Genomic DNA, 11,463 nt, shown 5'->3' with positions numbered 1-11,463 from the left:
CCTCGGGCAGCCACTCGGTGGCCAGCGGTCCGGCCAGCTCGGCGAGGCCGTCCGGGAGCCGGTCGGCGCCGAGGACGATGCCGAGGTCGAGCGGCCGGGGGCGGTGGAGGGCGTCGTACAGCTGCTCGGCGAGGTCCAGGCTCTGCGCCAGGTCCGTGCGGCCGTCGACCGGGACCGGCACCCCGACGGTGCCCGGGGCGAGTCCTGCGGCGGCATTCGGGGCGGCGCTCGGGTCGGCGTCCGAGGCGGCCAGGAACTCCTTGACGGCCGAGGGGAATTGGGCGAGCTTGACGGGCCGGAACAGCGGGCCTTCGGGCTTCATCGTCGGTGACCTCGTGGGCGGGAGGGGAGTGGTGGGTGGCACCGGAGCGGCGGGTGGCACCGCCCGGCGGGTGGTGCCGGGGTCTGCGCCGGCCCTGGAACGGGGGCGGGTGAGGGTGCGGGTACGGGGACGGGGCGTCCGGTCATGCGGCGCACTCCGCGGCGGTCGCGGTCGCGGTGCCCCGGTCGAGCAGCGGGCGGACGGCGAAGGCCAGGACGGCGGCGCCCAGCGCGACGGCGAAGGCGACGGCGAACACCCCGCGTGCGCCGAGCGGTTCCACCAGCAGCCCGCCGGCCTGCTGGCCCACCGCGTCGCCGAGCACGGTGGCCAGCGAGGCCCAGGTGAAGGCCTCCGCCAGCGAGCCGTTCGGTGCGACCGAGCCGACCAGGGTCATCTCGACGGCCGACACCAGCGCGATCGGCGCGCCGCCGACGGCCAGGGCGAGGGCGAGCAGTGGCTGCGAGCCGGCCGCCAGGGTCAGGCCCGTCCCCAGCGCGTAGGCCAGCACCAGTCGCGGGAAGCGCACCGCCGCCGGGACGTCGGACTGCGAGCGCCCGAGCCAGATCGCGCCCAGCGCGCTGCCGACGCCCCAGCAGGCGTAGACGAGGCCGGTGCCGCCGGGGGAGCCGTGCGCCGCCACGAAGGCGGGGATGCCGAGGGTGAGCAGCCCGATCGGCACGGCGCTGGCCGCCATGACGGCGGTGAGCGCCAGCATCGCCGGGTTGCGCAGCGGCCCGAGCAGGTCGCGCCGCTCGGTGCCGGGGTCGGGGTCCGTCCCCGGCGGGAGCCGGACCAGGGCCAGCCCCAGCGCACCGGCGCCGCCGAGCGCGGCCACGGCGGTGACGGCCAGTGCGGCCGATCCGGTCAGCATCAGGGCGGCCAGCATCAGCGGTGCCCCGATCACCAGGACCTCGGTGAGGATCGCCTCCCAGAGGTAGGCGGTGTCCCGCTCGCTGTCGGCCAGCGGCAGCCGCGCCCAGAGCGAGCGCATACAGGCGTTGGCCGGCGGCAGGGCGATCCCGGCGGCGGTGGCGGCGGCCAGCTGTCCCCAGGAGCCGGGCCGGGTGCTCCAGGCCAGCGCGGCGAGCGCTGCCGGGTAGCACAGACCGGTGGCGAGCAGCACGGGCCGCCGCCCGGCGCGGTCCAGCCGCCGGGCGACCAGTGGCCCGCCGACCGCCATCCCGGCGGTGTAGAGCGCGCTGGTCAGGCCCGCCTGGGCGAAGCTGCCGCCCTGCTCACGGACCACCAGCACGGTGGCCAGCGACATCAGGTAGACCGGCAGCCGGCAGACCAGGCTCCACCCCGCCACCGCGGGCACGTGCGGGCGGCGCAGCAGCGTGCCGAAGCGGTGGGCCAGGGTGTCCCGGTCCGGGCTGGAGGTGCTCACCTGGTTCAACGGGCTCCTTCCCGGGCGGGGGTCTGGTCGATGACGGGGGCCGGATCGATCACGGGGGTCTGGTCGATGACGAGGACCGGGTCGACCACGGGGGCCAGGTCGATCACGAAGGCGCCGAGCACGTCGCGCATCCGCCGCTCCACCTCCTCGATCGAGGCCCCGACCACGTGGACGTACCCCGAGGCGTTGTGCGAGGCGCGCCGGGCGGAGACGGTGTCGCCGACCCCGACCTTGAGAACGGCGTCGACCACCCCGGGGACACGCAGCAGCTCCTCCGCCGGGGTGATCCGGCGGACCGTCCCGGAGCCCGGCAGCGGCAGCAAGAGGTCGCCCGCACACCGTCTCTGACGATAGCTCAGCTCCGGTGCGAGCCCCCGGTAGACGTCCAGGGTGGCCCCGAAGACGTCGAAGCCGTACGCGTGCCCGTGGTTGGCCGGGATCTCGCAGCCGGCCAGCCGCAGCCCGATCTCGCCGGCGTACAGCTCGCCGTCGACGAGGAAGAACTCCATGTGCGCGTAGCCGTGGTCGATGTCCATGCCGGTGACGACGGTCTGCAGCAGCGCCCGCAGGTCCACCGGCGGTGCCTCGTCGGTGCCCACGCTGATGTTGGCGTTCATCGCCCCGTCGACGATGTCCAGCGGACGGCAGGGCATCGCGCTCGGCCAGGCGTCCAGGACCTCGCCCCGGTGGATGACCGCGCAGACCTCCCACTCGGTACCGCCGAGGAACTGCTCCACCATCCAGTCCCGGGCGGTGAGGTCGAGGCCGGACAGCGCCTCGGGGCCGTCCAGCCGGTGGGTGTCCACGCAGGCGAAGGAGTCCACCGGCTTGAGCACCAGCGGCCAGCCGTGCTCGGCGGCGAAGGCCGTGATCCCGGCGGCCTCCCGGACCCGGGCGAACGCGGCGGTGCGCAGGCCGAGTTCGCGGAAGCGGCGCTTCATCGCGGCCTTGTCGCGCACCCAGGCCACCTGCTGCTCGGTCAGGTGCGGCAGCCCGGCGAGGGCGGCGAAGCGCTGGGCGAGCGCCTGCCGCGGCTCGGACGGGTTGCAGAACCGCTCGGGCGCGACGGGGAGTTCGGCGGCCGCCCAGGCGCGGTAGCGCTCCGCCTCCCGCTCCAGCGGCTCACCGGCCCGCACCCAGAAGGCGGGCAGATGGGCGGTGCGGCGCAGATGGTCCTCGGAGAGGTCGGCGCGCAGCTCCTCGAAGCGCAGCAGCACGAGGTGCTCGGGGAGCGTGCGGGCCGCGTACCGGGTGAAGGTGGACGGCCGGTCGTCCACCATGAGCAGCACCGGGCCGCTGCCGCTCACACCGTCTCCAGGACGCGCCGGATCGTCTTGACCGCGGCCGCTTGCTCGGCCTCCGGCAGTTCGGGGGAGAGCGGCAGGCACAGGGTGCGGTCCAGCAGGTCGCGGGTGCGGGCGAAGCCGTCCCGGCTGAGCTGGAGCGGCCCCTCGGGGGCGTGGTTCCAGGGGAAGCCGTCGGCGTAGAGCGAGCGGCGGCCGGTGAGCACCGGGTGCTCGGGCAGCAGGTACTTGCCGAGCGTCCAGTGCGCGATGCCCTCGGCGGTGAGGGCCGCCACGGCGGCGTCCCGCAGCTCCCGGGACTCGCAGCGCAGGCGCATGCTCACCTTGACGTCGCCGCGGGCCCGCGGCAGCGGCCGGATGTCGGTGCGGCCGGGCAGCTCGGCCAGGGCGAGCGCGTACATCCGCTCCAGCCCGGCCAGCACTTCGTCCAGGTGCCGGAACTGCTGGCACTGGACGGCCGCGACCTCCTCGCTGGTGACGAAGTTCTCGCCGTAGTGGGCGTCCTGGTCCCAGGTCGGGTAGTGGCCGGGCACCCGCGCCGAACCGTGGTCGTGGTAGCAGCGCATGGTGGCCCCGGCCCGCTCGTCGCCCGTGACCACCAGGCCGCCCTCCCCGGAGGTCAGCACCTTGTTGTGGTGGAAGCTGAACACCCCGGCGTAGCCCGCCGTGCCGACCTCCCGGCCGTCCGGGAACCGCCCGCCGAGGGTCTGCGCGCAGTCCTCGATCAGGTAGGGCACGCCCTCCGGCAGGGTGGCCACCGAGCCCTCCATGTGGGCCACGATCACCCGCTGGGCGTCCGGTGGCAGCAGGGTCCGGTCCAGGGCGAGCGACTCGTCGGCGTCGACCAGCACCGGGACCAGCCCGCAGGACAGTACCGCTCCGGCCACGGCGACGAAGGTGACGGCCGGGATGTACACCGGGTCGCCGATCGAGGGGCGGGTGGAGATCAGCGCCAGCCGCAGCGCCTCCGTGCAGTTGTGCACGGCCAGCGTGTGGGCGACGCCGAGCCGCTCGCCCACCCGGCGCTCCAGCCGGGAGGCCATGCTCTCCTGCTCGGTCTGGTAGCGGAACAGCACCTGGTGGTCGATCACCTCCTTGAGCTCCGCCATGTCGGACCAGTCGAGGTAGTTGGCGCCGTAGGGGAGGAAGCGCTGGCCTTGCCGCTGGTGGAGGGTCATCGGGCGTCCGTCTCCGTGATCGGGTGCGTCGTCGCGTCGACGAGCAGCTGCTGGCCGCGGAAGTTGTGCAGCAGCAGGCCGCCGTCGGGCGTCTCGGTGAAGGAGGGGCGGGAGACCGGGATCTTGCCGATCTTCGTGGTGAGCACGTACTGCGGGACGCCGAACCCGGTGATGTGGCCCTGGAGGCCCTCCATGATTTCCCAGCCCTTCTCGACGGAGGTCATGAAGTGCGCGACACCGGTGACGTTGTCGCAGTGGTACAGGTAGTACGGGCGGACCCGGATGCGCAGCAGTTCGGTCATCAGCCGGCGCATGGTCGGGACGTCGTCGTTGATCCCGCGCAGCAGCACGGTCTGGTTGCCGACCGGGATGCCGTGGCGCAGCAGCCGGTCCACGGCGGCGGCCGACTCCGGGGTGATCTCCTTGGGGTGGTTGAAGTGGGTGTTCAGCCACACCGGGTGGTAGCGGGAGAGCATCGTGCAGAGCTCCTCGGTGATCCGCTGCGGCAGCAGCACCGGGAAGCGCGAGCCGATCCGGATGATCTCCACGCTGGGGATGGCGCGCAGCCCGGCGACGATCTCCTCCAGCCGGCCGTCCTGGTAGGAGAGCGGGTCGCCGCCGGTGAGCAGCACGTCCCGGATCTCCGGGTGCTCGGCGATGTAGCGGAGGTCCTCGTCGTAGGCGCCGCCCTCGTCGTCCCGGAAGTAGCTGCCCTGGAGGTCGGTGGTGTGGAACTTGCGGGTGCAGTGCCGGCAGTAGACCGGGCAGGCCTCGGTGACGAGCAGGATCACCCGGTCCGGGTACTTGTGCACCACCCGGTTGGTGCGCCGGTAGAGGGTGTCCCCGACCGGGTCGACCTCGGCGCCGGGGAACTCCAGCAGCTCCTCGGCGGCGGGCACGGCCTGCTGGCGGACCGGGCAGCTCGGGTCGTCCGGGTCCATCAGCGAGGCGTAGTACGGGGTGATGCTCCAGCGGTAGCGGCCGGCCACCCCGGCGATGGCCCGCTCCTCGTCCTCGGTGAGGTTGATCCACTCCCGGGCCTTCTCGAGGGTGTTGACGCGCTTGCGCATGTGCCAGCGCCAGTCGTCCCACTCGGCCCGGTCCGGGGCGGGCCTGGCCGGGGGCGGTCCGGTGGTGTCTTCGCGGTCGGTGGGGGCGGCGTGGGACATGGCGTGGCTCCTCGCGAGGGGGGACGTCGGCCGACGGCGGTGGGCGCGGCGACTGCGGCGACTGCGGCGGGGTGCCGACTACGGCGGTGCGAGCAGGAGTTGGCGGACGGTGCGGGCGACGCCCTGCGCGCCGCGCAGATCGTCGAGCCCGGGGCCGACGGCGCCCCACTGCTCCTCGGCCGACGGCGGCTGCCAGAGCGCGGGATCGGTGGGGTCGGCGGCGCGGGGCACCGGGACGAGCCGGGTGACCCGCTCGGCGAGCTCCCGCTGGGCGGTGCCGAGCGGAGGGAGGAAGGCGAGCGGTGCGCGCCGGGCCTGGGCCAGCGCGACGGCTCCCCACGTCGGCGAGGCGAGCAGGAGTTCGGCGCGGGCGTGCAGTTCGTCGGCGTCGGCCTCGGCCGCCGCGTCGACCGTCACCCCGGGCAGGCCGGCGATGGCCTCACGGACCGGGTCGAGCCCGGTGTCCCCGACCACGGCGCAGGAACCGGTACGGCGGACGGCCTCCCTGACGAGCGCGGGCAGCGGCCCGGTGGCGAAGGCCTCGGCCTCGGGCGGCGGGACGGCCCAGAACGAGAGCAGCAGCAGGGTGCCGCGCCGTTCCCGCCGACGGCTCAGCCGGGCCGGCGCCAGCAGTCCGGTGGGCCGCTCGCCGGCCGGGCGCTCCAGCCAGCCGGGCCACTGGGCGCGGGTGAGCATCCGGTCGGCGGGGAGCGGGGCGAGGGCGGCGCCGGGGGCCGAGCGCAGGTGCAGTACCGGCACCCCGAGCCGGGCGAGGCGCGCGGTCGTCGCCTCCTCGTCGCAGACCAGCGCGGCGCCGGGCAGGGTCTGGCCCGGCAGCGTGTGCCCGTTGTCGGTCGACCGGGGCAGGTCACCGAGATGGGCGGCCACCCGGCGCAGCGCCAGCACGGAGTCCAACTGCTGCTCGCGGCAGGCGAGCAGCACCGTCGGGCCGGTGGTCGGCGCCGCCGGAGCGGTGGTCAGTACCGCCACGGTGCCACCTCCCCGAGCCGGGCCACGTCGTCGCTGTAGCCGGCCGCCGTGGTCGAGCAGCCGCTGCACATCCGGGGCCCGTGCGTGCGGAAGTGGTCGGCGTGCTCCCGGAAGGCCGGGGTGTCCAGCAGCAGCACGCCGTTCTCGCGGATCGGCGCGCCCCCGGGGCCGTCGGCGTCCTCCCGGTGCGGGATGCAGCTGCAGGCGTGCATCCGGCCGCGCCGGCCGTCGATGTAGATCACGTCGTCCGTGACGTGGCAGAGCGGCAGCGAGGCCCGGGGCGGGGTGGACTCCTCGAAGTAGTGCCACTGCTCCTCCGGGGTGTCGCCGTAGAAGCGCTTGCCCATCGGGACGAGTTCGCTCTGCGGACCGGCCGTGTAGAGCGGGTCGCAGACCGCCCGCACATGGTCCGGGTCGGGGTAGCGGATCGAGCGGTCCAGCTTGAGCGCGGACAGCTCCCACTGCCGCACCCCGGCCTCCGTCAGCACCCGCCGGAGCTCCGGCATCTCGGTGTAGTTGTGCGGCCCGACGACGGTGTTGACGCGCGGCAGCACCCCCAGCTCGTCGGCCATCCGCAGGCCCCGCAGTCCGGCGTCGAACATGCCGGGGGAGCGGCGGTAGGTGTCGTGGGTGGCCGCCGAGGCGCCGTCGAGACTCACGATCACCTGGGCCAGCCCGGCCGCCGCGAGGTCCTTCACGAGCTTCGGCAGCATCGAGCCGTTGGTGATCAGCGACATCCGCATGCCCGCCTCGGCGCCGGCGCGCACCAGCTCCACGACGTCCGGGTGCATCAGCGGCTCACCACCGGTGAAGCGGACGTACCCGACCCCGGCGGCCCTGGCCTGGGGCAGCAGCTCGGCGAAGTCGGAGCGGGAGAAGCGGAAGGTGTCGCGGGAGAGCGCGAAGTCGCACATGAAGCAGTCGGCGTTGCAGGCTTCGAGGATGCGGATGAACAGGTAGCGAGCGCGCGTCGGCGTGGTGGCGGACACCCGGACCCTTTCGTCGGCGTGGTGTTCGGAGCGGTCGGACGGATCAGCGGGCGGGGCCGACGGCCCCCAGGACTTCGACCAGGGCGTCGGCGACCTGGGCGGCACCCCCGGTGCCGACCTCCGCCGTCAGCGCGCCCCAGTCGGTGCCGGGCTCCCGCTCCACCCGGCGCAGCGCCTCGGCGACCAGGCCCCGCACCGCGGCGGAGGTGGCGCGCCGGTGCTGCTGGGCGGCCCGGGCGATGCCGCCGTAGATGAGGTCGAGCGCGCGCCCCTCGCCGCCGGCCCGCAGGGCCAGCGCCTCCTCCTCGGCGAACACCTCCTTCGGCCAGACCACGCGTGTCCCGCCGCCCACGGCCCGCTCGTGGAAACGGCCGTTGAAGATCTGGCTGAGGTTCTGCGGCGGCAGGCAGACCGTCGGCACGGCCCGCCGGCCGGCCTCCAGCAGCGTGGTCAGACCGGGGGAGGCGAGCAGCACGTCGCACTCGGCGAGGCGGTGGAGGAAGTCCTCGTGGGCGAGCGCGCCGACCGTGGTGGCCGCCGGCACCGGACAGGAGTCCACCAACTGCCCGGCCAGCCAGGCCGGGAGGTTCCCGGCGACGTGCACCTCCTCGACCCCGGACGCGGCCAGTGCCTCCAGCGCGGCGGGCAGCACCAGCTGCGGATAGCTCGCCCAGTCGTCGAGCTGGGGCGCGCGCAGCCCGCCCAGGCTGACCAGCGCCCGGCGCGGACGCGGCCCGGGAACGGCGCGCCGGCCGGCCCCGCCCCCGGCGATCACCGCGTCCACCCAGCGCAGCCGCCGTACGTCGGCCAGCACCCCGGTGCACTCCGGCGGCAGGTCGACGCACCGCTGCGCGCAGTAGACCTCGGCGTCCAGGGGGAGTTCGGCGCGGTCCCCCTCCGTCCAGAGGAACGGCAGGCTGTCCACGAAGACCACCGGGACCCCGCAGTCGCCGAGGGCCCGCGCGAGCCCGCCGTCCAGCACCACCAGCGCCGCCGCGACCCGCTGCTCCCGGACGATCCGCGCCAGTTCCCGCTCCGGTTCCGCGTCCGGCAGGTCGAACCAGCGCTCCACGGGCGAGCCCGCCAGCACCGGCCGACCCAGCCCCGAGGCCAGCCCGACGATCCTGGTCCGCTCGCCGCCGCGGGCCTGCAGGGCGGCCAGTACCGCGCTCAGCTTCCCGGAGCTGCCCCAGCCGAAATCCACCCCGGCCACGGCAACCGTCCGGCTCTCTCCACTCACCCGCATCCGCCCCGCCTCCTCCCGCGCCGGACCGTCCCGGTCGACCACCGCGCCCTGTGGCGCATGCTTCGTAGTCTTAGCACCCTGACAGGACAGGACGGTTGGCCTACTGACGGATTTGCCCGCTACTCCACCCCGGCAGGTGAACTTCGTCATCGTTGTGTTGACGTACGGCCATTGGGCCCCCGGCCCCTCCCGTGGCCGCCCGGCGTGCGGGCGAGCCGCCCCCGGGTCGGCGCACCCGTGTCCGCGGGCGGTCTCGCGCGCTTCGCGCGAGTGCTCCGTCGCGCCCCCGAGCGCCCCCGGCGGGCGGCTTGTCGCCCTCGGGGCGCGCGAGTTCAGTGAAGGAGCGTGCGGTGTCGATTCCGCGCCGTCCGGCTGAACGGCCCGCGCGCCCGACTCCCGTGTGTGCCGCCTGCCGAGGGGAATCACGATGCGACCGGTCCCGCCGTTCACGGTCCTGCCGTCCGCGGCCCCGCCGTTCACGGTCCGCCGTCCGCGCGCTCCCCGGCCGGGGCGGCCATCCGGGTCGACCGCTCGGCCATGACGGTCGGCCGCCCCGGCCCTCCCGGGGTGGCGAGCACCGGGCAAAGCTTCAACGGCGGGGACATGACACCTTGATGATCGCGACCTGTGAAACGTCACATAGCACCAGGAGACGCCCTCCGCCGCCTGCTAGCTTCCCGGCTGCCGGAGCCACCGGCGACCCGGCCGACCACAAGTCGGCACCACCACCGCACCGTTGACACGAAGGGACCCTCCACGTGACCGTGCGCAAGCTGACGCTGTCAGCCGCCGCGACAACGACCGTGCTCCTCCTCTGCGGCAGCATCCTGGGCGCGACCTCGGCCACCGCGGCCGGACCGGCGCCCACCACGACCACCACGGCCACCGCGCCCGCCACCAACGCCTCCGCCCGCGCCGACGCCCCCGATGCGCCCGGTGCCCCCGGCGTGCCCGACGTTCCCACGACGCTGGCCCCGCCGGCCACCGGCACCACCTCCGAGGCCACCGTGGTGACGCCGGCGCAGGGCAGCGCGCCCGCGACCACCACCGCGGCCCCGGCGCTCGCGCTCTCCTCCTACGACCCGAACCTCCTACGACCCGAAGGCCGGCACCGCCGTGCTCGCCCCGGCCGGGGCGGAGTCCGCCAAGGGGGCGGCCAAGACCGAAGCGGCCGAGACCGAAGCGGCCGAGACCGAAGCGGCCGACCCGGAATCCGCCCAGCCCGAGTCCGCCGCGGCCGCCGTCCGGCCGGGCCAGCTGATCGACAGTCCGCCCACCCCGGCCGCCCCGCACGGCGCACTGGTCGCCGTCACCGGCGTCCAGCCGGCCGCCGACGGGACGGTGGCCGTCACCACCCGCCCGGCGACCCTCCCCGAACTGCTCGGCGCGACCAGCGCCGACCTGCACAGCGCGATAAGCCCCGCCGCCTTCGAGGTCAAGCCGTGGATCAGCGGCCTCCAGGTCACCACCGACCTCGGCCCGACCTCCGGCAGCGGCTCGGTCTCCGGCGGCCTCGGGCTGAGCGCCGACGCCACCGTCCCGCTGCCGGGCGGCTCCTCGGCCAGGCTCTCCGGCTCGGTCGAACTCCACCCGGCCGTCGACTTCTCCTACCGGGGCGGCCTCGGCCTGATCGACCCGCAGCAGGCCCGGATCGGCTTCACCCTGGGCGCCCACGCCGACTGGCACGTCAGCGCCGCCCTCACCGGCAGCACCGGCCCGGTCCGGATCGCCCTGGCCTCGTACAGCGCCAGCCCGGTGGTCATGGTCGGCGTCCTGCCCGTGGTGATCAACCTGGCCTTCACCCTCTACGCCGACATCAGCGCCGACGGCACCGTCACCCTCGACGCGGAGCAGGCGTACGACGGCACCTGGGGCGTCCACTCCGACTACGTCAAGGGCCCGGGCTGGACCACCACCACCGACCCCGGCACCTCCACCGTCTCCCCGCTGCGCCTCGACCTCCGGGGCTCCGCCACGGCGAAGGCCGGGCTGCTCGCCGAGGCCTCCGTCGCCCTCTACGACACGGTCGGCGTGAAGGCGTCGATCGAGCCGTACCTGCGGGTGGCGGTGAACGGTTCGGTGCTCCTGGACGCCACCCACCCCGAGCCGGAGGTCAACGGGACGATCGCCCTCTACGGCGGACTCGACATCAACGGGGCGCTGATGGCCCGTCTCGTCATCCTCGGCACGCCGATCCTCGAACAGGACCTGCCGTTCCTCGCCTTCCACCGCGAGTGGCCGATCACCTCCTGGAGCGCCGGGCAGTCCCCGGTGCCGCTGGTGAACTGGACCACGCTCAGCGCCAGCCTGATCGACGACAACCAGTCCGCCTACCTGCGGACCCGGCCCGACTGGGACCCGTCGGCCCTCAAGGCCTCCTGCCCCGACGGCAGCCGGCTGCTGGGCCTCGCCCACGGCAGTGACAACGGCCTGTGCAGCGACGTCACCCGCGCGAACCTCTGGGGCGCGAACCACGGCTACCTCGTCGACCACGGCGGGACGTACGTGAACACCGACTGGGCGCCGGGCTACGCCAAGGCGCAGTGCCCCGCCGGCTCCTTCGTCTCCGGCTACAGCCGCAACGGCCGGACGCTCGGCGTGCTCTGCGCCGAGTCCGCCACCCCGCTCGGCACGGCGAGCCGCACCCTGTGGTTCGACAACGGCGACAACCGCCCGGCGGTGGCCGGAGGCGGCGACTTCGCGTACGGCTTCGGCAAGGGCCAGTGCGCGGACGACGAGTTCATCGCCGGTGTGGCGTACAGCCAGCCCTGGTGGCAGCTCTGGGCGGCGCGGCCGTACGCGCTGCTCTGCCAGAAGCTCGCCTGACTCCGCAACCGCCCGGCGGCGGTCGGTCCGCCGACCGCCGCCG

General features: G+C 74.8%; 9 protein-coding genes and 1 pseudogene. 1 reads left to right on the top strand and 9 read right to left on the bottom strand.

The annotated features are described in order from the left end of the window. From VR45_RS33425 to VR45_RS50280, 9 genes and pseudogenes are all read right to left on the bottom strand, one after another. Window positions 1–322: pseudogene (locus VR45_RS33425) on the bottom strand (hypothetical protein); the annotation flags it as partial. A gap of 142 nt (window positions 323–464) precedes the next feature. After that, entirely contained in the window at window positions 465–1,709 is a 1,245-nt protein-coding gene (locus tag VR45_RS33420; RefSeq protein WP_045943655.1) for an MFS transporter, read from the bottom strand. Between the two features lie 5 nt (window positions 1,710–1,714). Then, on the bottom strand, window positions 1,715–3,025 hold the full coding sequence (locus tag VR45_RS33415) for an ATP-dependent carboxylate-amine ligase (protein ID WP_234326420.1): 1,311 nt from the start codon (window positions 3,023–3,025) through the stop codon (window positions 1,715–1,717). Next, window positions 3,022–4,200, bottom strand: a complete 1,179-nt coding sequence (locus VR45_RS33410) for a DegT/DnrJ/EryC1/StrS family aminotransferase (RefSeq protein ID WP_045943649.1) — start codon at window positions 4,198–4,200, stop codon at window positions 3,022–3,024. Before VR45_RS33410 ends, VR45_RS33415 begins: the two co-directional genes overlap by 4 nt. Beyond that, window positions 4,197–5,369, bottom strand: a complete 1,173-nt coding sequence (blsG, locus tag VR45_RS33405) for an arginine 2,3-aminomutase (RefSeq protein ID WP_052709570.1) — start codon at window positions 5,367–5,369, stop codon at window positions 4,197–4,199. The genes VR45_RS33410 and blsG overlap by 4 nt, the downstream gene beginning before the upstream one ends. A 78-nt stretch (window positions 5,370–5,447) precedes the next feature. Further along, window positions 5,448–6,359, bottom strand: coding sequence for a CGA synthase-related protein (blsF, locus tag VR45_RS33400; protein ID WP_234326418.1), 912 nt, complete (start codon window positions 6,357–6,359; stop codon window positions 5,448–5,450). After that, a complete protein-coding gene (blsE, locus tag VR45_RS33395; protein ID WP_045943648.1) occupies window positions 6,347–7,348 on the bottom strand; it encodes a cytosylglucuronate decarboxylase in 1,002 nt (333 codons plus the stop codon). The genes blsF and blsE overlap by 13 nt, the downstream gene beginning before the upstream one ends. A 43-nt stretch (window positions 7,349–7,391) precedes the next feature. After that, the gene (locus tag VR45_RS33390; RefSeq protein ID WP_045943651.1) at window positions 7,392–8,594 is read right to left on the bottom strand and encodes a hydroxymethylcytosylglucuronate/cytosylglucuronate synthase; all 1,203 of its coding nucleotides are present in this window, start codon (window positions 8,592–8,594) and stop codon (window positions 7,392–7,394) included. A 476-nt stretch (window positions 8,595–9,070) separates the two neighbouring features. Next, complete coding sequence (locus VR45_RS50280) at window positions 9,071–9,199, bottom strand: hypothetical protein (RefSeq protein ID WP_286163574.1); 129 nt, start codon at window positions 9,197–9,199, stop codon at window positions 9,071–9,073. A gap of 511 nt (window positions 9,200–9,710) precedes the next feature. On the opposite strand from VR45_RS50280, the gene VR45_RS33380 reads away from it, so the two are divergent. Beyond that, window positions 9,711–11,420, top strand: a complete 1,710-nt coding sequence (locus tag VR45_RS33380; protein ID WP_045943646.1) for a hypothetical protein — start codon at window positions 9,711–9,713, stop codon at window positions 11,418–11,420. Window positions 11,421–11,463 lie beyond the last annotated feature (43 nt).

This window comes from Streptomyces sp. NRRL S-495 (assembly GCF_000966955.1).
GTDB lineage: Bacteria > Actinomycetota > Actinomycetes > Streptomycetales > Streptomycetaceae > Kitasatospora > Kitasatospora purpeofusca.
Note: the sequence above shows the minus strand (reverse complement) of the source record. Positions and strands in the feature narration are given on the sequence as shown.

Bases quoted from the DNA above. Each gene is read 5' to 3' on its own strand.
- VR45_RS33410 (WP_045943649.1), bottom strand. From the start codon at position 4,200: ATGACCCTCCACCAGCGGCAAGGCCAGCGCTTCCTCCCCTACGGCGCC.
- VR45_RS33390 (WP_045943651.1), bottom strand. From the start codon at position 8,594: ATGCGGGTGAGTGGAGAGAGCCGGACGGTTGCCGTGGCCGGGGTGGAT.
- blsG (WP_052709570.1), bottom strand. From the start codon at position 5,369: ATGTCCCACGCCGCCCCCACCGACCGCGAAGACACCACCGGACCGCCC.
- VR45_RS50280 (WP_286163574.1), bottom strand. From the start codon at position 9,199: ATGTCCCCGCCGTTGAAGCTTTGCCCGGTGCTCGCCACCCCGGGAGGG.